At 45.6% G+C, this 24,954-nt stretch carries 18 protein-coding genes and 1 pseudogene; 18 read left to right on the forward strand and 1 reads right to left on the reverse strand.

Annotation, left to right across the window (positions count from 1 at the left end):
- Nucleotides 1-43: 43 nt before the first annotated feature.
- The gene (locus tag ACZ42W_RS00870; protein ID WP_464167731.1) at nucleotides 44-1,132 is read left to right on the forward strand and encodes a polysaccharide deacetylase family protein; all 1,089 of its coding nucleotides are present in this window, start codon (nucleotides 44-46) and stop codon (nucleotides 1,130-1,132) included.
- A gap of 67 nt (nucleotides 1,133-1,199) precedes the next feature.
- Here the strand turns inward: ACZ42W_RS00870 and ACZ42W_RS00875 are convergent, their stop codons facing one another.
- The gene (locus ACZ42W_RS00875; protein WP_464167732.1) at nucleotides 1,200-2,489 is read right to left on the reverse strand and encodes a glycosyl hydrolase family 18 protein; all 1,290 of its coding nucleotides are present in this window, start codon (nucleotides 2,487-2,489) and stop codon (nucleotides 1,200-1,202) included.
- Between the two features lie 197 nt (nucleotides 2,490-2,686).
- Between ACZ42W_RS00875 and ACZ42W_RS00880 the strand changes: the two genes are divergently transcribed.
- The 17 genes and pseudogenes from ACZ42W_RS00880 to ACZ42W_RS00960 all read left to right on the forward strand — a co-directional run bounded on the left by ACZ42W_RS00880 (nucleotide 2,687) and on the right by ACZ42W_RS00960 (nucleotide 24,944).
- The gene (locus tag ACZ42W_RS00880) at nucleotides 2,687-4,456 is read left to right on the forward strand and encodes a B12-binding domain-containing radical SAM protein (protein ID WP_464167733.1); all 1,770 of its coding nucleotides are present in this window, start codon (nucleotides 2,687-2,689) and stop codon (nucleotides 4,454-4,456) included.
- Between the two features lie 12 nt (nucleotides 4,457-4,468).
- The gene (locus ACZ42W_RS00885) at nucleotides 4,469-5,659 is read left to right on the forward strand and encodes an extracellular solute-binding protein (RefSeq protein WP_464167734.1); all 1,191 of its coding nucleotides are present in this window, start codon (nucleotides 4,469-4,471) and stop codon (nucleotides 5,657-5,659) included.
- A 54-nt stretch (nucleotides 5,660-5,713) separates the two neighbouring features.
- Nucleotides 5,714-6,613 carry an RNase adapter RapZ gene (gene rapZ / locus ACZ42W_RS00890; RefSeq protein ID WP_464167735.1) on the forward strand — a complete coding sequence of 300 codons (900 nt, stop codon included), beginning with the start codon at nucleotides 5,714-5,716 and terminating at the stop codon, nucleotides 6,611-6,613.
- A complete protein-coding gene (locus tag ACZ42W_RS00895; protein ID WP_464167736.1) occupies nucleotides 6,610-7,983 on the forward strand; it encodes a gluconeogenesis factor YvcK family protein in 1,374 nt (457 codons plus the stop codon). Before rapZ ends, ACZ42W_RS00895 begins: the two co-directional genes overlap by 4 nt.
- Before the next feature lie 15 nt (nucleotides 7,984-7,998).
- The gene (gene whiA, locus ACZ42W_RS00900) at nucleotides 7,999-8,934 is read left to right on the forward strand and encodes a DNA-binding protein WhiA (RefSeq protein WP_464167737.1); all 936 of its coding nucleotides are present in this window, start codon (nucleotides 7,999-8,001) and stop codon (nucleotides 8,932-8,934) included.
- Nucleotides 8,935-8,965: 31 nt separating this feature from the next.
- Nucleotides 8,966-10,375, forward strand: coding sequence for an RNA polymerase factor sigma-54 (rpoN, locus tag ACZ42W_RS00905; protein WP_464167738.1), 1,410 nt, complete (start codon nucleotides 8,966-8,968; stop codon nucleotides 10,373-10,375).
- 158 nt (nucleotides 10,376-10,533) lie between these two features.
- A complete protein-coding gene (locus tag ACZ42W_RS00910) occupies nucleotides 10,534-11,169 on the forward strand; it encodes a phosphate signaling complex PhoU family protein (RefSeq protein ID WP_464167739.1) in 636 nt (211 codons plus the stop codon).
- A 42-nt stretch (nucleotides 11,170-11,211) separates the two neighbouring features.
- On the forward strand, nucleotides 11,212-12,819 hold the full coding sequence (locus ACZ42W_RS00915) for a Na/Pi cotransporter family protein (RefSeq protein WP_464167740.1): 1,608 nt from the start codon (nucleotides 11,212-11,214) through the stop codon (nucleotides 12,817-12,819).
- A gap of 183 nt (nucleotides 12,820-13,002) precedes the next feature.
- A complete protein-coding gene (locus ACZ42W_RS00920) occupies nucleotides 13,003-14,187 on the forward strand; it encodes a phosphoglycerate kinase (RefSeq protein WP_464167741.1) in 1,185 nt (394 codons plus the stop codon).
- Nucleotides 14,188-14,241: 54 nt separating this feature from the next.
- On the forward strand, nucleotides 14,242-15,009 hold the full coding sequence (gene tpiA, locus ACZ42W_RS00925; protein WP_464167742.1) for a triose-phosphate isomerase: 768 nt from the start codon (nucleotides 14,242-14,244) through the stop codon (nucleotides 15,007-15,009).
- The gene (gpmI, locus tag ACZ42W_RS00930; RefSeq protein ID WP_464167743.1) at nucleotides 15,006-16,538 is read left to right on the forward strand and encodes a 2,3-bisphosphoglycerate-independent phosphoglycerate mutase; all 1,533 of its coding nucleotides are present in this window, start codon (nucleotides 15,006-15,008) and stop codon (nucleotides 16,536-16,538) included. Before tpiA ends, gpmI begins: the two co-directional genes overlap by 4 nt.
- 110 nt (nucleotides 16,539-16,648) lie before the next feature.
- Nucleotides 16,649-17,925, forward strand: a pseudogene (eno, locus tag ACZ42W_RS00935) (phosphopyruvate hydratase).
- Between the two features lie 148 nt (nucleotides 17,926-18,073).
- Nucleotides 18,074-18,298: a preprotein translocase subunit SecG gene (secG, locus tag ACZ42W_RS00940; RefSeq protein ID WP_464167744.1), complete on the forward strand. Its 225-nt coding sequence runs from the start codon at nucleotides 18,074-18,076 to the stop codon at nucleotides 18,296-18,298.
- Between the two features lie 298 nt (nucleotides 18,299-18,596).
- Nucleotides 18,597-20,612 carry a sodium-translocating pyrophosphatase gene (locus tag ACZ42W_RS00945; RefSeq protein WP_464167745.1) on the forward strand — a complete coding sequence of 672 codons (2,016 nt, stop codon included), beginning with the start codon at nucleotides 18,597-18,599 and terminating at the stop codon, nucleotides 20,610-20,612.
- 268 nt (nucleotides 20,613-20,880) lie between these two features.
- Complete coding sequence (locus ACZ42W_RS00950; RefSeq protein ID WP_464167746.1) at nucleotides 20,881-22,302, forward strand: sigma-54 interaction domain-containing protein; 1,422 nt, start codon at nucleotides 20,881-20,883, stop codon at nucleotides 22,300-22,302.
- Nucleotides 22,303-22,620: 318 nt separating this feature from the next.
- Complete coding sequence (locus tag ACZ42W_RS00955; RefSeq protein ID WP_464167747.1) at nucleotides 22,621-24,201, forward strand: acyl CoA:acetate/3-ketoacid CoA transferase; 1,581 nt, start codon at nucleotides 22,621-22,623, stop codon at nucleotides 24,199-24,201.
- Nucleotides 24,198-24,944: an SDR family NAD(P)-dependent oxidoreductase gene (locus ACZ42W_RS00960; RefSeq protein WP_464167748.1), complete on the forward strand. Its 747-nt coding sequence runs from the start codon at nucleotides 24,198-24,200 to the stop codon at nucleotides 24,942-24,944. Before ACZ42W_RS00955 ends, ACZ42W_RS00960 begins: the two co-directional genes overlap by 4 nt.
- The last annotated feature ends 10 nt before the right edge of the window (nucleotides 24,945-24,954 follow it).

The following is a 24,954-nucleotide window of genomic DNA, read 5'->3' on the forward strand; positions in this document are numbered from 1 at the left end:
ATATATGAAGTTTCGTCATGGCAAAAGAAGAGGGGCGTATAAAATGTGGAACAAGCAAGAAAAGTTAATGAGAGGATTTGCGCTAACGATACTTCTCATAGGGACGGTTGTTTTGAGTGGGTGTAGCGTAATTCCTTCGGTTTCACTTAAAACAGCGAAATCGACCCAAGTCGCCCAAACCGATGGGGGCTCTGAGAACTTGAAGGATGCATCTCACGAGGGGCAAAATCCTAATGTTAAATCAGGAGAGAAGGCTGGAGAGAGTACAGGAGAAGAAAACTTGACGGCAACTGGATCAGACGCTCAGAATAATGCCTCAAAAACAACTGGGACGCTAAATCCTTCTCAAATCGGTTCTAACTCTAATCCACAATCGACTCAACCCCCTCAACAAACCCTCTCTCCTCTTCCTGCTCCTCCTAATACACCCATTCGCCCGTTCTATGAATTATCCGGAACCCCTCCAACGGCTCCCGGACTGGCTATGAAGCAACGGATATTTAAGACAGAGCCTGCAAAAATTGCATACTTGACGATAGATGATGGGCCCTCTAATAATACCCCTTGTATTCTGAAGACGCTTAAGGATGAAGGAGTTAACGCGACGTTTTTTGTTATCGGGCGTCAAGTCGAACAATATCCCGGATTTTTGAAACAGGCCTTCGAACAAGGAAATGCTATTGGGAATCATACCTATTCACATAACTATGCAGAAATATATAAAACTCCAGAAGGCTATCTAGCGAACATCAAGAAAAATGAGGACTTGATCTATCAGTTAATTGGAATTCGACCCAAGATTATTCGAACTCCCGGCGGGACCCAAGGAAACTTTCATGTACGCTATTACAACGCAGTAGATGCAGCCGATTATCTCGTTTATGACTGGAATGTGAGCACTGGAGATGCGGCAGCTCCACTCGTACCTGCAGATCAAATCGTTCGTAATGTCATGGAACAAGTCCCTGGAAAAGACCGAGTCATCATCCTCATGCATGATGCCCCAGGAAAGACTACGACGCCTGATGCCTTACCGCGCATCATTCATTATCTTAAGCAGCAAGGCTATGAATTCGGAGTTATAACCCCTGAAGTTGCGCCGATTCTTTTCCCAGGCGGATTTAAAAGTTAATACAGAATTGAACTATAGCAAAGAAGGCACCGGAGGAATTTCCTTAGGTGCCTTCTTCGTATAAACCCTACTCCAACCTCTCCTTAATCACATTATAAATCTCGGGGTCATCCTCACCCGGATACCAGATGGAAATCCCTCGGATATTATATTGATTAACTAAATCGATGAACGAAGAGAAGTTTCTCGCATTCGTGAACCAGACTTGATGAACTACTCCACTGGAGTCCGTATAACTAAAATGTGGTCCATTTTGGGGATCCTCAATGATTTGAGCTTGAAAGCGCTGAGCAATGCTTATGGCGGTGTCATAGGAAATTCCAATTCTCTGATTGCCCCAATCATAACCATAAGTGGGAAGACCTGCTTCAAGCTTCCTTCTAGGGATTACAGAAACTGCGTAATCGAGAACCTGCTTAACCCAGCTCGCAGGAGCAATAGGACCAGGGGTCTCCCAACTATAGTCATAGAGCATAAGACGTACTCTGTCTACGGCACTACCAATTCCAGGGTAGTCATGACCAGCACTGCTACCGGAGGAAGTTGCGCTTGTCTTTGCCTGAATCGCGACCACGAGTTTTTTATTAATGGAGGTTAAAGCCGCTTTAAGTTCTTGTAAGAAAAGAACAAAAAGATCCTTATCGGCAACTGCAATATTCTCATAATCAATCTCAATTCCATCATAGTTCATTTGGGTAACTTTATTTATGATGTTCGTGATGTGTTGTCGCCGAATAGTAGGGTCGTTCAGAACTGTGGAGATTAATTGGGTATTAAAGCTATTGGCAATAAGAGGTATTAACTCAATTTTGCGATCCCTTGCGAATTGAATAACGGAGGATTCCTCCCCATTGGGGTATACAATTAAATCTCCTGTGGGGGTTACCTCATACCAAAAGGGGGAGAGGGTAGTGATGATATCGGCATGTTGTCTGATGACGGTCATCGCTTCTTGCTGCTTCCAGTAGGGAACCCAAGCAGCAACGTAATGTCTTTTTGGGATTTTAATTTGCTGGCCAATGCGCAATTGATTTGGATCTACACCAGGGTTTGCCGCAATAATACTGCTCACTGATACTCCATACGTTATAGAGAGCTTATAGTAGGTATCTCCCGCTTTTATCGTATAAAGAATATAGCCCGGTTGAGGTTCCGGTTGGAATAAAGCATTGTAAGTATTCGGACCAACAATTCCATCCGGGGTCAGACCACGATCCCTTTGGAATCTTATGACAGCTTCTTCTGTCATACGACCGAAGACTCCATCCACAGGACCAGGAATATAACCGAGTTCCCTTAAGCGAGTTTGGACGTCTGCAACATCTGTTCCTCTGGATCCTCGTTGTAAAACTCTCATAGTGCTCACCCCTAAACGTTGCTCTTAATATCATAAACAGTATATTCAAGGCCCCCTTCGAAGGGTGACACTATCACAGTGCTTTTGCAGAGAGTGGTAAATTTTCCAAGTACGCGAATTTATGCACAAATTCTGGCACAAGAATTGCAATAGACACCAGATGCGGCTATACTAAAGAGTGAAAGGAGTCGGTCCTTTTGCGAATTTTGCTTGTAGCCATTAATGCGAAATATGTGCATACCAATTTAGCGATACGGTATCTGCGAGAGAGTGTGATCGCTGAATTCCCTCAAGTTGAACTCCGTGAATTCACGATAAACGAGCCGATTGAGCGGATTGAAGCAGAAATTTTTGAAGCCAAGGCGGATGTCATTGGCTTTTCGTGTTATATCTGGAATCTCAGCGAAACGATGGCCGTCATTCGGCAGTTGCGCCCGGTATGCCCTAAGGTACGAATCGTAGTCGGAGGACCCGAAGTATCTTATGATGCTGCTCAATTTTTAAAGGAGCACCCGGAACTTGATGGAGTCGTATATGGGGAAGGAGAGATAACATTTCTCGAACTTCTGCGCGCCTGGAGAGATAGATCAGGGCTTGAGAGGGTAGATGGTTTAGCTTGGCGAGAGACCGATTTAATCCGCGTGAATTCTCCCTCCCGGCAGCTTTCCTTTGAACAAGTACCAAATCCTTATAGCAGAGACGAAGACTTTACGGGGCGACTTGCCTATGTTGAAACGATTCGGGGGTGCCCCTTCAATTGCCAGTACTGCCTCTCATCTACCTTTCAAGGGGTGCGTTATCTCGACCCAGAGAGCTTTCGCGTGATTTTAAGCCAACTCTTACGATGTGGGGCCCGTACGATTAAGTTCGTCGACCGAACGTTTAATGTGAACAAGCAGCATTCCTTTAAGATATTAGATATCGTTCGCGAAGAGTCCGCGAACTACCCACCTGATGCAGGAATTCGGGCTCATTGTGAGATGGCAGGGGAATTACTCGATGAGGATTGGATTCGGTACTTAAGAGAGTACCCAAAGGATCTCGTTCAGTTTGAAATCGGGGTCCAGTCGACAAATCCTGAGACGCTAGCGATCATCTCCCGCCCTCAGCACTTCGAACGATGGGCAAGTTCTGTACAGGAAATCCAGGCTATGAGAAAAGCTCATCTTCACCTAGACTTAATCGCGGGGTTACCAGAAGAAGACTGGACAAGTTTTCGCACCTCGTTTAATGATGTATATAATGTCCAACCCGATATGCTTCAATTGGGCTTTCTTAAAGTGTTGAAGGGCTCAGGGCTCCGTGAGAAAAGCGAGAAATATGGTCTAACCTATTCTCCTGACCCTCCCTATATCATACTCGAAACTCAAGTCCTAAGTCATGAGGAGCTACTCAAACTTCATCGCTTGGAGGAAATCCTTGACAAGTACTATAACTCGGGGAGATTTTCAACGATTTTGCCCTGTGCGCTGGAATTATTCCCTACTCCCTTCGATTTTTATTATGAGTTTGCTGAGTATTGGCATAAGCGAGGCTGGTTCAGACAGAACTGGTCGGGCAAAGCGCTTTTCGAGAAGTTGTGGGAGTTCCTGATTGCGACGGATAGTATAGAAGAGAGTAAGGGGAAGGTGGATTCAGAGGGTAACGTAAATCCTAAGGAAAATTCCATGGACCGATTTAGGGAGCTCTTAAGATTTGACTATTACCTGTGGGAACGCCCTAGCGTTGTACCCGATTATCTCCTTCAGTCATCGGAATCGCTGCCTATAGATTATTCCAAGGGAAAACTTCAGCTTCAGCACGATGAGGCTTGGGCTAGTAGGATTCCCGAATTTAGGAGTATGGACCGAAGACAATGGTCTCGGGCAACCGCTCTAGAATATTTCACGTATCCAAATCCACAGTGGGTTTTATTCTTCTACGCTCAAGGGCAAACAAAAGTCTATCCGCTATTAAACCAGCACTAAAGGAGCGATTTAATGGGGAAGGGTCCGGTTTCGCGAATTCAGAAAATGACTAAGTTCTTCGGCATTCTATTAATTATTATTCTCGGGCTCACAGGGTGTGGAAAGGATCCACTTCAAGGGCTTCCTGGTGGAGCTGCCCCCGCAGTGATTGAACTCTGGCATTCCTTGCAGGGAGCAGAAGCTGAAACACTGAGCAAACAGGCCCAACGAATCATGGATGGGCATCCCGAAGTTATTGTGCGGCTGGAATACCTTCCAGAAGATAAACTGGCTAAACAGGCGTATCAAGCACAGGCAGGGGGGGAAGGACCAGAGATCTTTCTAACTTCCGGAGAGGTTTTAACGACATTGTTCCATCAAGGAGCACTCGCACCCGTTCTTGGAAGCGCAGATTCTTTCCCTAGCGTAGTCTCACAGTTCCACTACGGAGAGAAGGATTATGCGCAGCCTGTTGTGACGGATATTCCGTTGTTCTACTACCGGACGGATTTGGCCCAGCCACCAGCAAACCTAGCAGGTTTTCTAACGACCAAGGGAGTCTTAGCCTTACCCACGCTCGATACAAAAACCTTAACCCCCTGGTGGAGTGGCCAAGCAGGAAAGTTATTGAGCAATGGACAGCCAACCTTGGAGGATCCAGCAAACCTCATCTTTGTCCAACAACTTTTGGCATGGCGAGATGCCAAACTCTTAGTCGTTGATCCCAATGCCTGGCTTCAATTCGTGAATGGACAAGCCGCTTACACGATATCTTGGGCTGGTCAAGCCAAGGGGTTAGCACCGACTATCCCTTGGGGAAGTGCTCTACTAACCCAATTAACGGGAGGACAGGGACAAATCCTTACCGGGAGAACACTTGGGCTTGCGAACTCATCCATTAAATCCTCTGAAGCCCTAAGCCCTATGATTCGACTAGTTGAAGAAGAGCTCCTTAACCCAGATACCCAATGGGCCTTAGGACAAGCTGGAAACCGTTTTCCAGTCAGCACTTCCTTCTACAAGCGTACCGAAGCCCAGTCAGGAGTCCTTCAGCAGGTTGGACAAGGCCTAGAAAAAGCCTGGCCCTTAAAGGGAGCTGCCCTCGAATGGAAGCTCATCCCCCTTCAAGACCAAGCCTGGCAAAAAGCTTTGAGCGGCATCGCTCCAGAAACAGCTCTGGCTGGAGCACAAGCAGAAGCCATAAAGGTGCTCGGTCAGAAGTAGCCATAAAATCAGACAACCTCTCATACAAATAATTAGTACAAGGGGGTGAACCCATTGGAATTAGATTCAAAACATGTACGCCTGCTTGTTATCACAGGACTCTCTGGAGCGGGAAAAACTCAAGCTTTGCAAAGCCTTGAAGATCAAGGATACTTTTGTGTAGATAATCTTCCACCCTCGCTTATTCTAAAGTTCGCGGAGCTCTGTGGTCAATCCCAGGGTAAAGTCTCAAAGGCCGCAATCGTGTGCGATTTGCGAGGGGGAGAGTTCTTCTCTTCCTTGACCGAAGCCCTGGTGAATTTGCAGGCCGAAGGGTTCCAGTATGAATTAATCTTTCTAGAGGCCTCAGACGGGATTCTCGTCGGACGCTATAAGGAATCGCGGCGAAGACACCCCCTCTCTCCGCAAGGGGGAATCCTCGAAGGTATTCAAATGGAACGTCAAAAGTTGGCTGAAATTCGGGGAGAAGCACATAAAATCATTGATACTTCAAGCCTTACCTCACAGCAACTTCGTCAACAGGTATCAGAACTTTTCGGAGGCGAACCTGGGCGAGGACGCTTAGCTGTCTCGGTTGTCTCCTTCGGTTTTAAATATGGGATTCCGCTGGATGCAGATTTGCTTATTGATGTTCGGTTTTTGCCTAACCCCTTTTATGTTGAGGATTTACGACCTCTCACAGGGGAGCATCCTCAGGTTCAAGAGTATATTTTCAAAAATCCTGTTGCTCAAGAATTCCTTGATAAGTATCTTATCCTGCTGGAGTATATTCTCCCTTACTACGTAAAAGAGGGAAAAAGGCATCTGGTTATCGGAGTGGGTTGCACGGGCGGTCAGCATCGTTCGGTCGCAATTGCAGAACGTATCGGAGTGTTTTTAAATGACCATCAGTACACGATGAGTGTTAAACACCGAGATGCTGTTCGTAACCGGAAGGGTGATAAAACGAAATGAAAAAGGGATTAGGCCGTTTTCTATCTAACAACCTTAAATGGCTTTATCCCAATCTTGGGGTAAAACGTTGGTTTTTGTTAGCGGTCGTCGGAATTTTTTTGTTCGCCACCGGCTTCTCAGTTATGAATTACGGGGTAGCGCTTGGATACTTGGAACTTCAGTTTCGTGAAGGTATCTATCGATTGACCGGAAGTGCCCCAAGTACGGCCGTTCCCATGGGAGCGTTTATCAGCTTCTTAGGAGTTATAGCCATCGTTATCGGGTTTAAACGGTTACTCCGCTCAATCATTTCCGTGCTTTTGCCCGATAATGAATCCAAGATTGTTGATGTTATGTATTCTCGAATGCATTTACGGCGTGGCCCGAAAATTGTAGTCATTGGTGGGGGAACTGGACTGTCCGCACTTCTGAGGGGTCTTAAGGAATATACCTGCAATCTCACCGCGATCGTCACAGTAGCAGATGATGGTGGAAGTTCAGGTAAACTTCGGCATGAAATGGGAATCATTCCGCCAGGAGATATTCGGAACTGTCTCGTCGCTTTAGCAGATACTGAGAATATCATGGACGATTTATTCTCCTATCGATTTGAAACAGGGACCTTAAAGGGACACAGCCTTGGAAACCTGTTTTTAGCAGGGATGGCAGATACTTTCGGGGATTTTCAAAAAGGTGTGGAACACATAGGTAAGGTTTTTGCACTTCGGGGAAATGTCTATCCCTCTACCTTAGAGCAAGTGGTGCTTGTGGCCGACTTAGCGGATGGAACCTCTGTAAAAGGGGAAACGGCGGTACGGGATACACAGGGGCGAATTAAGCGAGTGTATCTTGAACCGGGGGATAGCCAGCCGATCCCCGAGGCCTTACGAGCTTTAGAAGAAGCTGATTTGATCGTTTTGGGACCAGGGAGTCTATATACCAGTGTCCTCCCAAATCTACTTGTGGATGGGCTAAGAGAGAAAATCAGGGAAGTAGAAGCTCCCTGCGTATACGTTTGTAACATTATGACAGAACCTGGAGAGACAGATGGCTACCAGGTGTCAGACCACTTGCAGGCGATTATGGATCACTGCGGTTCTGACTTTGTGGATGTTGTTCTGGCCAATAATCAAGAGATTCCTGAGTACCTACTTAAGCGCTACGAGGAAGAAGGGTCCTATCCGGTTCGGGGCGAGGCGGTTAGTGTAGGATGGTTAGGAGTAAAATATGGTGAAGCAGAGCTTTTGCAAGCGGGGGAAACGATTCGCCATGATTCCAAGCGTTTGGCTCGCGAATTGGTACGCCTACTGTTCCGGATGAAGCCCATGGGAGAACGGATTGCGCTCGTTGATTCCTATCTCCTGAATCAAAAGTTGAGGGAAGAGCCCTAGAAAGGATGAGGGCGAATGTCCTTTAGTGCAGTAACCAAAGAAGAATTGGCTCGTATTACGGAACAAAAAGAATGCTGCAATCTCGCTGAGTTAGCAGCCCTTGTTCGAATGGATGGCACGCTACAGATTTCGAATCATTCCTATGCTTTAAACGTCATCACTGAGAGTGCTCCTGTCGCTCGAAAAGTCTATCGCCTAGCAAAAAATCTCTTAGAATTACCAGTTGATATCGTGGTCCGGAGAAAATTACGTTTGAAAAAGAATAACTCCTATATGGTTAAGATTTATCCCAAGGGAATTGTGGATCTGCAGCGGCTAGGTATTTTAGATGAAGAAGGAGAGATTCTCCCAGGAATTCCAGAGGATCTGGTGAAGAGCCGATGTGATAAGAAAGCGTACCTGAGGGGCGCCTTTCTGGCGGGAGGGTCGATCAATAATCCTGAGGGGACCTATCACTTAGAGATTATTACCAATGATCCCATTCACGCCGAAGCGCTCAGTAAACTTCTTAACAAATTTCGTCTGGGATCTAAGGTCAGTATGCGTAAAAATTGGCACGTGGTTTATATTAAAGAGAGTGAGCATATCGTTGAATTCCTGGGCTTTATCGGGGCTCATCATGCCTTACTTGAATTCGAAAACGTTCGAGTGTTTAAGGATATGCGCAATCAGGTGAACCGCTTGGTCAATTGTGAGACAGCAAACCTTAATAAGACGGTGGATGCATCAGTGCGTCAAGTGGAAAATATCCAACGTGTGGCGAAGACGATTGGACTGCAGGCACTTCCTGAACCCTTAAGGGAAATCGCCGAGCTTCGCCTTGAGTTTCCGGATGCAAGTCTTAAGGAACTTGGGGAGATGCTCCAGCCGAAAGTTGGTAAATCTGGAGTGAACCATAGGATGCGTAAGATTGATGAACTGGCAGAAAAGCTTCAGCAAGGTAAGAGTTGAGTTACAGTAGTGATGCGAGAGGAGGGATATCGTGCGTTTAAGTTATGGCCTTAACTTAGAACAAACACAGAAGTTAATCATGACACCAGAGCTGCGTCAAGCCATTGCAATTCTGCAGTTGTCGGCCCTTGAGCTTACCAATTATGTCGATCAGCAGATTTTAGAAAATCCACTTTTGGATGTTGTTGAGGACGCTACAGAGCAAAGCGTGGAAAGTCCGAATGAAGACAGAAGCAAACCAGAGAAAGAAGAGGTCAGCCCCGAAAATAACTGGGACATGGACTGGGAAGAATACTTTCAGCATCAAGAAGAGCGAGTGACTATAACCCGTGAGTATGATCCGGATGCGGGGCAGAATAATAGGATGGAGCCTTTTCTTACAGCGGCTCCCACACTTCAGGAACATTTACTTGAACAACTCCACGTCCAGAAGCTTCCAGCCTCTCTACCTCTCCTTGAATATATCGTAGGAAACTTGGATGATAATGGCTATCTGACAGTCACCTTGGAAGTGATAACGCAGGAACAAAAAATAGCCCTTGACGAGGCGGAAAAAGCCCTGGCAATTATCCAGGGGTTAGACCCACTCGGCGTCGGGGCAAGGAGCTTAGAAGAATGTCTGAGACTTCAGTTACCCCTTCTTCCTGACTGTCCCCCTGAGATGTCCGAGTTTCTTAAGTATTTGGAGGATCTTGCTGCTGGACGGCTTCAGAGAATTGCTACTCGCATGAAGCTTACCCCATGCCAGGTTCAACAACTAGCGGACCTTGTCCGAAAACTTGATCCAAAGCCCGGTCGACGTTTTTCAGGTTCCGGGGAAATTCGGTATATTGTACCTGACGTTGTGATCGAGGAAATTGAGGGTCAATTCATCATTCTCGTAAATGATGTCACGGTTCCGCGGTTGGGGATTAATCAAGCCTATCGTAAAGCGTTAAGTCAGGATAGTGAGTCAGAAACACGAAAGTTTGTAGAGCATAAACTCAATGCGGCCGCCTGGCTTATTCGGAGTATTGAACAAAGAAGGATGACCCTGTATAAGGTTGCGAATGCGATTGTCGAGAGGCAGGAGGATTTTCTGAGACGAGGAATACGATACTTGAAGCCTCTCACTCTTAAGGATATTGCGGAGAAAGTTGGAGTTCACGAATCTACTGTTAGTCGTGCAACAGCTAACAAATATGTGCAAACTCCACGTGGGATTTTCGAATTTAAGTTCTTCTTTGCCTCAGGTCTTGGAACCGAGCATGGGATGACTACAGAAGGAATTAAAGAAGCCTTAAAGGACTTAATCGCCAAAGAGAACCCGAGAAATCCTTATTCAGATCAGAAACTTTCTGAGCTATTAAAGGAAAAGGGAATGGAGATTTCGCGCCGAACCGTAGCAAAGTATCGGGATGAACTTGGAATCTCATCAACGGCTATTCGGAAACGCTATTAACCATAAAAATGTAATGAGCATAATTAAACGCATTTCCATATAATAAAATAAATCAACTTTTTTAGCCTGTTCATTGCAGGGAAAAGGTGGATTAGCCACAAATTTGGACTTGGGTTTAAGCCCATGAAATTTGTGGCTTTTTTTAAGGAGTGGCAGCTATGAATAATTACAGATTATCTGGCTATGATCGTGCATTGATGGAAATTCGAAGCTCAATCGTTGAGCTAGCGCAAGGGGTAAGTGCCTTGCTTGAGAAGGGCTTGAGAGTACTTGCTACTCCGGAATCCGCGAGGACTATTGATTGGCGGAAAGAAGATGACCAGATCGACCAGATGCGAGATCGCATCGTTCAGCGGATTCTAGAAATCATGACTCTCCAGCAATTAAGAACTCAGGATCTGAGGTGGTTACTCGGGTATCACCGAATGGCCCAGGAACTTGAACGAGTTGCAGATTATGCTTGTGATATAGCAGAATTAGCGGGCTTGAGTTCAGAAATCAAGCAGCCGGAAGAAATCCTTCAGATGGCTGAACAAACACAATTAATGTGTGAAAAGACGATAGAATCTCTTCAACTTGAGCAAGATAGGGTTGAAGAGCTTGATCGCCTGGATGACTTTTTGGACTCAACGTATATAGCTCTTCAGAAGAGGTTCGTGTCAGAGAGTCAGATCGAAAAAACTGGATATCTGGGTTTTTCACTTATTCTTGCTCGGACGATGGAGCGCATTGGAGATCATATTCTAAATGTTGCCGAAGCCCTTGTATATATTAAAGTAGGAAAGCAGAATTAAGGGCTAAGGGAGGGCTCAATCATCGACTGGAGTACGCTATTCATGTTCTTAGGAGGTTTAGGGATTTTCATGTATGGGGTGCATACGACCTCGGCGGGCTTACAGATGTTCGCTGCCAATAGGCTAAAGGAAATCCTGCAATCCTTGACTAAGAAAAGTTATTTAGCTGTGCTCTTTGGTATCGTCATGACAGTGGCTTTTCAGAGCAGCACAGCGACCACCGTTCTCGTGGTAGAGTTTGTCAATGTCGGGATGATGAGGCTAGGGCAGGCCTTAGGGATTGTCCTTGGCTCTGCCCTTGGCACCTCCATTTCAATACAACTTATTGCTTTTAAAATGCTGAATGTGGCTCTAGGGCTCATTTTCATTGGATTTATCCTTTATCTATTCGTAAGTTCTCCTTCTTTGAAGCATCTCGGACAGGCTATGATCGGTTTTGGGCTGATTTTTGTGGGGATGGCAAACATGTCTGGGGCGTCCGCTCCATTGAAGGAGGTCCCAGAAGTACAGCATTTCCTAACTCAGCTAGGAGTTAAGCCTTTTCTGGGGATTTTAATCGGACTTGTCCTAACTGCTATGATGCAGAGTAGTACGGCGACTTTAGCGATTGTTATTTCCTTGGCAGATCAAGGGCTGGTAAATTTGGGAGCTGTAATTCCGCTGGTTTTAGGAGCGCATATCGGAGGGACAGTGACCACCCTTTTTTCTTCCTTGGCAACTCAAAAGCTAGATGCGCGAAGAGCAGCTTTGGCGAATACGTTGTATAAAGTTGTCGGAACCATTCTCATTTTCCCCTTTTTGGGGGCTGTAGCCGATCTCCTGGTTTGGCTCAGTGGAGATTTGAAACGGCAGGTCGCTAATGCGCATTTGGTATTCTCCCTGTTCATGATTATTATCTTCTTGCCGTTAAATAACTGGATAGCTAAAATGCTTGTCGAGATTTTACCAGAGCGGCGCCACAAAAAAGGAGAAGTTCATTTTTTGTTCATTGACGAAGCTTCACTTGAACTGCCAACGGTTGCGATAACTCAAACTCGTCTGGAAATCCGAGAGCTGGGAAAGAGAATACGAGATCAGATTATGTTAGAAATTCCGGCGGTCTTTAAAGAGAACAAAACCGAGCTTCCCAGTAAGGGATCGGCAGTTGAGAAGGAATTTCACGGGTATTACAACACTATTTCTCGCTTCTTGTCGATGTTGTCAATGAAGGACACTTCTGGAGAACAACGGGAGGATATCCTCCATACCCAATTCATCTTGAAGGAATTTCAATATATCGGGGAGGTACTTCTTGATTTAGCCCCCTTTATCCAAAGATTACGTCGTCAGAATCCAGCCCAGGCCGATGAAATTTGGGATGAGATGAAGGAGCTTTATGAAAGCGTACTGAATAACTATAATCGGATGATTCAGTCGTTAAAAACTTGGGATACGGAGTTGGCAGGGGAAGTTATTCGTGAGCACCCAGAAATTGTTCGCCTGCAGCGCACTTTGCAATTTGGTCTTTTGGCACAGGGTGCAAAGTGTAATTTACCAGAAGGGGAACCCTCTCAAACAGTCTATTGGGGAAATCTCGATGCTGTAAATTTGCTTTATCGAATGGATAAACACACTGTAAACATTGCACAAGTGATTATGGGGCTTGTCTAAAATAGAGTAGGATTTTCCTTTGAAAGGTATACTAAGGATTATAATCCATGGTAAACTAAAGTTCGGAAACAGGGGAAGGTTTTACCAAAAATAGAGTAGCAGCAATATTCCTTGGGTTACTATATTGTTCCTATACATAATTGTTAAATGTTTAGTGTTTAGAATAAAGGAAGGAGAGTTAAAATGAACAAACAAAGTGTGAAGGATATCCCAGTACGGGGAAAGCGTATCCTAGTTCGCGTTGATTTTAATGTACCTATGGATGATAGCCGAAATATTACGGATGACACTCGGATACGGGCAGCTTTACCCACAATCCAGTACTTGATGGGAGAGGGAGCAAAAGTTATTCTTGCCTCGCATTTTGGGCGACCTAAGGGTCAGATGAATCCGAAATACTCCCTTGCCCCAGTCGCAACCCGGTTAGGGGAACTTCTTGAACAGGCTGTTCCCATTGCTCCAGACTGTATGGGGCCTGAGGTGGAGAGGGAGGTGGCTCAGCTCCAAGAGGGACAGGTTCTCCTTTTGGAGAATGTTCGCTTTCATCCCGAAGAAGAGAAGAATGATCCTGAATTTGCCAAAGCTCTTGCTAGATTGGCTGATATTTTCGTTAATGATGCTTTTGGGACAGCACATCGGGCCCATGCCTCAACTGAAGGAGTCGCTCATTATATCCCAGCAGTTGCTGGTTTTCTCATGCAAAAAGAAGTTGAAGTTATGGGGAAAGCCTTGGAAGAACCGGCCCGTCCCTTTGTAGCAATCATCGGAGGTGCCAAGGTCAGTGATAAAATTGGCGTCATTGAGAACTTATTGAATAAAGTCAACGCCCTGATTATCGGGGGTGGGATGGCGAATACCTTCCTAAAGGCCCAAGATAATAATGTCGGGAAGTCCCTTGTGGAAGAGGATAAAGTCCCTCTAGCCAAGGAACTGCTTGCCAAAGCTCGCGATCTTAAGGTAGAGCTCATCTTACCGCAAGATGCCGTAGTCGCTAAGGAGTTTAAAGCAGACGCTCAGTTCCGTACGATTTCCGTGAAGGAGATTGCCGAAGATGAAATGGCTCTCGATATTGGGCCGGAAAGCGCAGAAGCTTTTAGCCGATATATTGAATCCGCGCGAACCATTGTCTGGAACGGTCCGATGGGTGTTTTTGAAATGGACAATTTCGCCAAGGGGACCGAGAAGGTCGCACAGGCCGTAGCCAAGTGCTCAGGAATCACGATTGTGGGCGGAGGAGACTCTGTCGCAGCCGTTGAGAAGATGGGAGTGGCGGATCAGCTGACACATATCTCTACCGGTGGAGGAGCTTCCCTAGAGTTTTTGGAGGGTAAGGTCCTGCCAGGAGTGGCAGCATTAAAAGATAAGTAATACACTTTTTAAGTGATGTTTTAGATGAGACTATTCATGAAGGGAGCCAGGTCAATGTCAATACGTCATCCCATTATCGCGGGGAACTGGAAAATGAATAAAACCGTTCGTGAAGCTCAAGACTATGCTGTTAAACTCATGGAAAAGGTCGGAGATGTGACTGAGGTCGATGTCGTCGTTTGTGCACCCTTCACAGCCTTAAACACACTCAAGGTCGAACTTGAGGAGAGTGTTATTCATATCGGAGCCCAGAATATGTTCTATGCTCCGGATGGAGCCTACACAGGTGAGATTTCCGCTTCGATGCTTGTGGATGCTGCCTGTACTTACGTTATCCTCGGACACTCTGAGCGCCGTGAGATCCTCCGAGAAACCGATGAGGAAATTTCGAAGAAAGTCAAGGCAGCCCTTAAAGCAGGATTGACGCCCATTCTCTGTGTGGGAGAGAATCTGGCTATGCGCGAAGAAGGTAGAGCCTTCGCCATTGTTCGCGGACAAGTGATGAATGACCTTGCTGAGCTTCCCCCAGAAGATTTGAAACGCGTTGTTATTGCCTATGAGCCTATCTGGGCCATCGGGTCAGGGAAGACCGCCTCGAGCGAAGATGCTCAAGAAATGTGTGCCATGATACGCTCGAATCTGGCAGGAATCGCCGGTTCGGTTGCTGATGACGTGAACATCCTCTATGGAGGAAGCGTTAAAGCCGATAACATCGCGGAATTGATGGCTCAACCTGATGTGGATGGGGCACTCGTTGGTGGTGCAAGCTTAGACCCCGAAGGATTTGCCAAACTCGTGCAAAATGCGGTGTCTGCTTTATGAAACCTCTCTTGCTCATGATCCTTGATGGGTGGGGATATAGTCCAGTACTTAAAGGGAATGCAATTGCTCAGGCGCAAAAGCCGAATTTTGATCGCATTCTGCAGAACTATCCACATACCTTAATCAATGCCTCAGGGGAAGCTGTCGGGTTGCCGGCAGGGCAGATGGGAAATTCCGAGGTTGGACACTTAAACATTGGGGCAGGACGGGTTGTTTACCAGGAGTTAACGCGAATTTCTAAAGCTATTCGGACGGGTGAATTTGCCCAGAATCCTATTTTGAGTCAGGCTATGGATCGAGTTAAAGAAGGATCAGGTGCGCTTCATCTGATGGGACTGCTATCGGATGGCGGGGTCCACTCCCACCTTGATCATCTTTTTGCTCTGCTCGACAAGGCGAAAGAAATTGGAGTCAAGAAGGTATTTATCCATGCTTTTTTAGATGGTCGAGATGTTCTTCCCCAAAGTGCCAAAGAGTATATGACACGTCTGAATTCCAAGCTTGAAGAAGTTGGACTTGGGAAAGTTGCCACTGTAATGGGGCGCTATTACATCATGGATCGTGACCATCGCTGGGAGAGGGTTGAAAAAGGCTATAGAGCCTTGGTGGACGGAGAAGGCCTCAAAGCACCGAACCCTTTTGCAGCGATTGAGAAATCCTATGATGTTAGAATCACGGATGAGTTCATAGAGCCTACGGTAATTATTGATGCTGAGGGGAACCCGATTGGCAGGATTCAGGATGGAGATAGTGTGATCTTCTTTAATTTCCGCTCAGATCGGGCCCGCGAGATCTCGCATGCTATCGTGGACGAGAAGTTTACCGCCTTCGAACGATCGAAACGATTAGAGATTCATTATGTATGTATGACAGAGTATGAAGTTGGAATTCAAGCCCCCATTGCTTTCCCACCACAGAACTTAGAGAATACTCTTGGGGAAGTTTTGGCACAGTTTCATAGGAGACAACTCCGGATCGCGGAGACGGAAAAGTACGCCCACGTAACGTTCTTTCTTAATGGAGGGGTAGAAGACCCTTGCCCAGGTGAAGAGCGTTGCTTGATTCCTTCACCGAAAGTTGCTACCTATGACTCGAAACCAGAGATGAGTGCTCCAGAAATTACTGAAGAACTCCTGAAACGATTGAATTCAGAAACCAACGACATCATTATCTTGAACTTCGCAAACTCGGATATGGTAGGGCATACCGGTGAATTCTCGGCATCCATTAAGGCGATTGAAGCCGTAGATGATTGTATCGGGAAGATTGTTCCGGAAATCCTAAAACAAGGTGGAACGGTGCTCATTACGGCGGATCATGGGAATGCAGAAGCTAAAATAGATTTGGAAAGTGGTCAGCCTTTAACGGCTCATACGAAGAATCCTGTGCCGTTTATCTTGGTCGATGACCATTTGAAAGATCGGAAATTAAGAGAAGATGGGGCACTTCGTGATGTGGCTCCAACCGTGTTAGAACTTATGGGGATTCAACAGCCTGTAGAAATGACGGGGAAGTCGTTGATTCTTTAGGTCAGTTACGATTGTTATAAAAGTATTTGTGGATTACCCGCGAGCTAAGGCACGCGACGTAATAGCGCTATTCATTGCGCATGAAGAAATTATTTAGGGAGGGTACATAAATGAGTTATATTGCTGAAGTTTTTGGTCGGGAAATTTTGGATTCCCGTGGGAATCCTACAGTTGAGGTGGAAGTAACCTTAGAAGATGGTTCAATGGGCAGAGCTGCGGTCCCGTCTGGTGCTTCTACGGGTGCCTTTGAGGCAGTGGAACTTCGTGATGGAGACAAAACCCGCTATTTTGGTAAGGGTGTTCTAAAGGCGGTCGAAAATGTCAATGAAGTGATTGCCTCTGAGCTCGAGGGATTTAATCCGTTTGATCAACCTGCGGTTGACCGAGAGTTGATTGCTTTGGACGGAACGGACAATAAAGGTAAGCTCGGTGCAAATGCGATCTTGGGAGTTTCCTTGCCAGTGCGAAAGCAGCAGCAGAGTCTGTCGGATTGCCTCTTTATCAATATCTGGGTGGAGTGAATGCGAAGGAACTTCCAGTTCCGATGATGAACATCTTGAATGGTGGCAAGCATGCTGATAATAATGTGGACATCCAAGAGTTTATGATTATGCCGGTTGGAGCAAAAAGTTTTGCTGAGGCTCTACGGATGGGAACAGAAGTGTATCATAGTTTGAAGGCTGTTTTGAAGGAGAAATCCTTGGCGACTGCCATCGGGGATGAAGGTGGCTTTGCTCCAAGTCTTGAATCCAATGCAGATGCTCTTCTAGCGATTGTTGACGCGATTCAACGGGCAGGATATAACCCTGGAGAAGATGTTGCACTCGCACTTGATGTTGCAGCAACTGAACTTTACAAAGATGGGGTGTATCATCTTGAAGGAGAAGGTTTGACTAAGACTTCAGATGAGATGATTGAGTACTATGAGGACCTCATTAAACAGTACCCGATTGTATCGATTGAAGATGGACTTTCCGAGGAAGATTGGGAAGGCTGGAAGAAACTCACCGAAAGACTAGGACAAAAAATCCAACTGGTTGGAGATGACCTCTTTGTAACGAATCCTAAGCGGCTTGCAAGAGGGATCAAAGAGAAATGTGCGAATTCCATTCTGATTAAGCTCAACCAAATCGGTACGTTGACAGAAACACTCGATGCGATTGAAATGGCTAAGCGTGCGGGATACACTACCGTGATTTCTCATCGCTCGGGAGAAACCGAAGATGTGACCATGTCCCATATCGCCGTTGCTGTCAATGCAGGTCAGATCAAAACTGGCGCTCCTGCAAGAACAGAGCGCGTAGCAAAATATAATGAACTCCTGCGTATCGAGGAAGAACTCGGTGAAACGGGAGTTTACAGGGGACGGGAATCCTTGGCTCGCTAAACGAACGCAGCGAAGACGGGTTGGAAACCTGGACGTTTCCAACCCGTCTCTACTTGCCTTTTAACATTTTCCTATGCTAAAATAGGCATATTGACTAATTTCTTATTGTTTTCTAAAATAGTTTGAATCTTAAGGAGGTGATTCTGTAATGGTAATCTTTCTAACAGTACTTTTGGTTTTAAGCTCTTTAGGATTAATTGCGACTATTTTGCTTCAAACTGGGACAAGTGCGGGTTTGGGCGCAATTGGTGGTGCCGGTGAAGCCTTCTTTGGCAAGAAGAAAGGGATGGATGCGATTCTCTCCAAATTAAGCATCGCTTCAGCCGTTGTATTTCTGCTGAGCTCGTTAGGGGTTGCCTGGCTTTTAAAATAAAAGTCGGGTACCCTTTTTTTGTCTTTATTCAGATCCCATCGAAAAGAGCCGAGTATATACGATAATTCAAAACATCTATTGAACCTAGCACTATACATACTCATTTGTTGTAATAGTCTACATCGCAATTGACGAAGCAAACAAAAAATGTCTAAATATCTATTCCAAATGCATCACACTCCATCTTACGCAATCAATAAAAGCGTTCGCGGGGCAACTGAATAAATGCACGACGGGGACACCTTGGCTAAGCATAATTATCTTTGACTAATTATTTTGACTTAGGAGGTTTTTTGACATGAATTTTGCTTCAATGCCCTTTTGGGCAGTGGGGGCAGGACTACTGGGACTTGTATTTGCATTTTTCTTCGCAAAGAGTGTATTAAAAGAAAGCCCAGGAAATGCCCGGATGCAGGAGATTTCTCTTGCAATTCAAGAGGGGGCCATGGCCTTTCTCAATCGTCAATACAGAACACTTATCCCATTTGTCATTATAATTTTTATTATTTTGACGTTCTTGAAGAATTGGCAGACGGCAGTATCCTTCCTGGTTGGTGCAGTACTTTCTGCAGTCGCTGGTTATGTAGGAATGGGAATTACAACCCGTGCTAACGCTCGGACGACGGAAGCTGCTCGGACAAGCTTGAATAAAGCGTTGGGAGTCTCTTTCCGGGCCGGTGCCGTTATGGGTCTTTCTGTTAATGGATTGGGACTAATTGGTGTTGCTGCACTGTACTTATGGTTCAAAGATGCTGAGATTATTAACTCCTTTGCCTTCGGTGCGAGTGCGATTGCGTTGTTCGCTCGTGTCGGTGGAGGAATTTACACCAAAGCTGCAGACGTCGGAGCAGACTTGGTAGGTAAAGTTGAAGCGGGAATTCCCGAAGACGATCCTCGTAACCCAGCTGTAATCGCTGATAATGTCGGAGATAACGTCGGAGATACAGCAGGGATGGGAGCTGACCTCTTCGAGTCTTATGCAGCTTCGACGATTGCGGCTATGCTTGTAGGTGTAATCGCATTCCAAAACGTTCAAGGTGGAGCGCCTGGATTAATGCTTCCGCTGATGATCGGGGTAGCGGGAATCCTTTCCTCAATCATTGCAAGCTTTTTCGTTCGGACTGGAGAAAATGCAAATCCGCAAACAGCACTTAATAAAGGGTTATGGGGAACCAACCTTTTAACAGCTATTGCTTCTTATGGAATCGTCCATTGGATGCTACCCGCTTCCTTGAAGGTTAGCGATACGTTGACTCTCACACCGAATAAAATATTTATAGCTATTATCTCGGGTTTGGTCGTCAATATCCTCATTGGTTTGTTGACAGAATACTATACCTCAAACCAGAAGGCCCCTGCACAAGCGATTGCTAAAGCGTCTGAGACAGGTGCTGCTACGAATATCATTCAGGGTTTGGCTACGGGTCTTAAGAGTACAGCACTCCCTGTTATCGTAATTTGTGTTGCAACCTATATCTCCTTTGCTGTGGCCGGAATTTTTGGTATCGCTATGGCTGCAATGGCTATGCTTTCAACTGCAGGTATGGTTGTTGCGATTGATTCCTTCGGTCCCGTTGCTGATAATGCGGGTGGAATCGCTGAAATGGCCGAGCTTGAGCCTGAAGTTCGTAAGACAACAGATAAGCTCGATTCCGTAGGAAATACGACTGCGGCTGTTGCAAAGGGTTTTGCAATCGGTTCTGCAGCACTAACCGCCCTAGCACTCTTCAATGCTTTCGCAGAGCTTGCGCATCTGGAGAAAATTGATATTCTTGTCCCTACGACGATTATTGGACTGTTCATTGGCGCTGCTCTTCCGTTCCTCTTCTCTGCCTTTGCTATGGAAGCGGTAGGAAAAGCTGCCTTTGAAATGATTGCTGAAGTTCGTCGTCAATTCCGTGAGATTCCTGGCCTTATGGAAGGAACAGGAAAACCAGACTATCGAGCTTGCGTTGACATCTCTACGAAAGCCGCGATTCGTCAGATGATCATTCCTGGACTCTTGGCCGTCGGGACTCCACTTCTAGTCGGCTTTGGACTTGGTAAAGATGCTATGGGTGGAATGCTAGCAGGTGGAACGGTATCCGGTCTACTCATGGCAATCTTCATGGCAAATGCCGGTGGAGCTTGGGATAATGCGAAGAAGTTCATTGAAGCCGGAAATCATGGCGGAAAAGGAACTCCGACCCATGCTGCTGCAGTTATTGGAGACACCGTAGGTGACCCCTTCAAGGATACTGCAGGCCCATCTCTGAATGCTTTGATTAAAGTTATGGGTACAATCTCCCTGATTATTGCTCCCTTCTTGAGGTAATCATTCTCCAAAAGGACTGGAGAAAGTATTTAGGTTTAGGACTAGGATTGCTTAAAGGATAGCGTATCACTTACCATGCTTTACAAATGACTGACCTGATCTGGAAACGGGCGATCCTCGATTGGACTAGAGGATCGCCCGTTTCAGACTTTCTTTTTATTTTAGTTAAAACGAATCTAACTCAGATTATTAAAGTCTGAGTTTTTTGTTTTTTAAGTTTGCTGTATAATACAGCTATTAGAACTGTCTTTTGAAGTGGGGGACTGGAATGAGTCAACACGACGGAAATGATATGCAAAGCTTGGTGACCCAATTAGAGAGAACACAAAATCGTCTTGAGGGATTAGAAAATATATTTGAACATGCCTATGATGGAGTTATGGTGGTGGACCAGAAAGGAATCATTACGCGAATTACCCAAGCCTACTGTCGCTTTCTGAACGTAAAGCAGGAGGAGGCCATCGGAAAACACTGTACAGAAGTTCTGCCGAACAGTCGAATGCATATCGTGGCACAAACTGGAGTAGCAGAGATTGGTGAGCCAATGAGTATCCAAGGTAAGGAAGCTTTGGTTATGAGAGTGCCTTTAAGGGAAAACGGTGTGCTAGTGGGTGCAGTAGGTAAAGTAATGTTTCGTGATGTTCAAGAATTACGCACCTTGACGGAAAAGCTCGATTTATTGGAGAACAAAATCAAGTTCTATGAAAAAGAGTTACAACTGTACCAAAAGCACCGCTATACCTTTAACACGATTATGGGGAGTAGCCCTGCGATTCTTCGGGCAAAGGCATTAGCTGAGAAAGCAGCCTCTGGGAAATCTACGGTTTTATTGCTGGGTGAGAGCGGTACAGGAAAGGAACTTTTTGCTCATGCGATACATGGAGCAAGTCCCCGACATAATAACGCCTTTGTGCGTGTAAATTGTGGAGCGATTCCTGCAGAGCTGCTAGAGTCAGAACTCTTTGGGTATGAAGAAGGGGCCTTCACAGGGGCTAAAAAGGGTGGGAAAATCGGCAAGTTCGAAGCAGCCAATGGCGGTACAATTTTTTTAGATGAAATTGGTGATCTGCCTTTAGCGATGCAGGCAAAGGTTTTGCGAGTTCTACAAGAAAAGGAAGTCGAAAGAGTAGGGAGCAATCAGATTCAACGACTCGATATTAGGGTGATTGCAGCAACCCATCGTGATTTAGAAAAGATGGTAGCAAGCGGGGAATTTCGTAGAGATCTGTATTATCGGCTCAACGTATTCACTATCAATATACCTCCTTTAAGGGAACGGGAAGGGGATATTCCTTTCTTAAGTAATTTTCTATTAGAGAGAATAGAACGTGAGATGGGATCGGCTTCGCGGGTTTTGGATAAAAGAGTGAAAGACCTATTTGATCTTTATTCATGGCCAGGTAATGTGCGTGAATTACAAAATGCACTAGAACGAGCGTCAAATGTAGCAGAAGGGCATAGAATATTCATCCGAGATCTACCCTTGTATCTACAAGATCTTGAGGGTGGGCAACAGCTTAAAGCATTGCAACCGTTAGCACTGGAAATTGCTGAAGCTGAACGGAGTGCTATTTCGAAGGCATTAGAATTAACCTCAGGAAATAAAGCCAAAGCAGCAGAAATTTTAGGGATTCATAGAACGAATTTATATCGTAAAATGGAAAAGTATGAGATAACGGGATGGGAGTAACTTTTCCTTATGATGCGATTTCACTACATGTAGCGAAATCGCATCAAAGATACAAAGCCGATTCAAGTCAACGAATTCTCAGTAATTTACATTCGGCGTGTAGCTAATTCGCTACACCATGCATTTGAAAGTACAAAGAGAGAATTCCTGAGAGCCTAGAAGAATGAGTCTTCTAGGTTTTTTTATGTCTTGGCACAGATTTTGCTATATATTCTGAATAAGGAATAGATTGCTGATTCTTACGACTATTTGTCAAAAATATGTACTTTTGAACGAAAAAAGTAATCTATCCAAGCAACTCAGATAGGAGGGGTTTAATTGAAGAAGCAGTTTCTTACAGCCGATGAAGCAGTTGCTCTGATTAAGGACGGAAGCATGGTTGCAATTGACGGATTCGTGAGTATCGGGCATCCTGAAGAATTGACCTTTGCTCTAGAGAAGCGGTTCTTGGAAACTGGAAGCCCTAAGCAATTATCTCTTGTCTATGCAGCCGGGCAAGGAGACGGCAAAGACCGAGGAATGAATCATCTAGCGCACGAGGGTCTTATAAAGAGAGTCGTTGGAGGGCACTGGAACCTTGCGCCGAAATTAGGGAAGCTCGCAGTTGAAGAAAAGATCGAAGCCTATAATTTCCCTCAAGGGGTTATCTCACACCTTTTTCGTGATATCGCAGCGGGTAAGCCTGGGACCATCACTCATGTAGGGCTTGAAACCTTTGTAGACCCACGTAAGGGTGGAGGTAAGCTCAATCAAAAAACCCACGAAGATCTAGTTGAACTTCTCCCCTTGAGAGGAAAAGAATATCTCTTCTATCACAGTTTCCCCATCGACGTAGCTTTGGTAAGAGGAACATCAGCAGACTTAGATGGTAATATTTCGCTTGAGAGAGAGGCACTCGATATCGAGGTGCTTGCGGTGGCTCAGGCTGTTAAAAATAGCGGAGGAATCGTCATAGTCCAAGTTGAGCGTGTCGTCGAGCGGGGAAGTATTAACCCCAGAAACGTCAAAATACCTGGGATTCTGGTCGATGCAATCGTGGTTGCAAGTAAACCGGAATTTCACATGCAGTCTTTCAGTGAACAATATAATCCGGCTTATAGTGGGGAGCTAAAACTACCTCTCAGTAATTTAAGCCCGATTCCCTTGAATGAACGGAAAGTTATTGCGCGACGCGCCTATCTGGAACTTTTTACAGATGCAATCGCCAATTTGGGGATCGGTGTTCCAGAAGGAGTTGCAGCCGTAGCCTCGGAAGAGGGGACTCTGGATGAGATTGTTTTAACCGTCGAAGCGGGGGCCATCGGTGGTGTTCCTGCAGGCGGAGCAAGTTTCGGAGCAAGCTTTAATCCCGAATGTATCGTTGATCAACCGTCTCAATTTGACTTCTATGACGGAGGCGGCTTGGATATTACCATTCTAGGGATGGCCCAAATGGACAGGTTTGGAAATGTGAATGTAAGCCGTTTTGGAACGAGGATAGCCGGAGCAGGTGGATTTATAAACATTTCGCAAAATGCTAAAAAGGTAGTTTTCTGTGGCACGTTTATGGCGAATGGCTTGAAAGTAAGCGTGGGTCAAGGGGAATTGAGTATCGACCAAGATGGTGTGATACCAAAGCTGATTGAAAAGGTAGAGCATGTAACCTTTAGTGGTCAATATGCTCAACTGAAGAAACAAACGGTCCTCTATGTTACAGAACGTGCAGTCTTTGAATTGAAAGACGAAGGACTCGTCTTGACGGAGATTGCTCCTGGGGTCGATTTGGAAAAGGATATTTTAGAAAAAATGGCCTTCCGCCCACTCGTTTCACAGGACTTGAAAATCATGGATGCCAGAATTTTCATGGATGAACCCATGCTTGATCCAACAACGATGATTGAAAGGAATGTTGCTAAATGATGACAAAGGACAGAGTTGCACTCGTTACAGGTAGTGGTCAAGGACTAGGAAAGGCAATCGCTATTGCTTTTGCCAGGGAAGGTGCGAAAATTGCGATTAACGATATCTCCTTTAATGCAACAAAAGCAGAGGAGACCGTTGAAGAACTCCGCGTCATGGGTGTAGAGGCTGAGGTTTTTTTAGCAGACGTAACGAAAGAGTCTGAAGTTGACACCATGGTCGAGAAAGTGATTGAACGCTTTGGCCGGATTGATATTCTCGTGAACAATGCTGGGATTAATCGAGATGGTTTGGTGCATAAAGGGGATCTAAAGAACTGGAGTGCAGTCATGGACGTCAATCTCACCGGCCCCTTCCTCTGCACTAAAGCGGTATTGCCGAGCATGAGACAAAACAGTTATGGTCGAATCGTTAACATCTCCTCCCTTACAGCGCGCATGGGTATTTTCGGAACTGGCTATTATGCTACGACGAAGTCTGGCTTGATCGGCCTGACAAAAGTTACTGCCGTAGAGAATACCACAAAGGGGATCACCTGTAATGCATTGGCCCCAGGCTATATCAAAACGGATATGATGATGAAGTATCCAGAAGAAGTGATTAACGCTCTCGTCGCTAAGATTCCAGCAGGCCGCTTAGCAGAACCTTCGGAGATCGCAGAAGCCGCAGTATTTATGGCTGCTGATACCTCTTCCTATATTACAGGCGCGGTTCTCGATATCAACGGGGGTTATTTCATCTAAATGGGATTAA

It is taken from the genome of Desulfitobacterium elongatum, assembly GCF_055378975.1.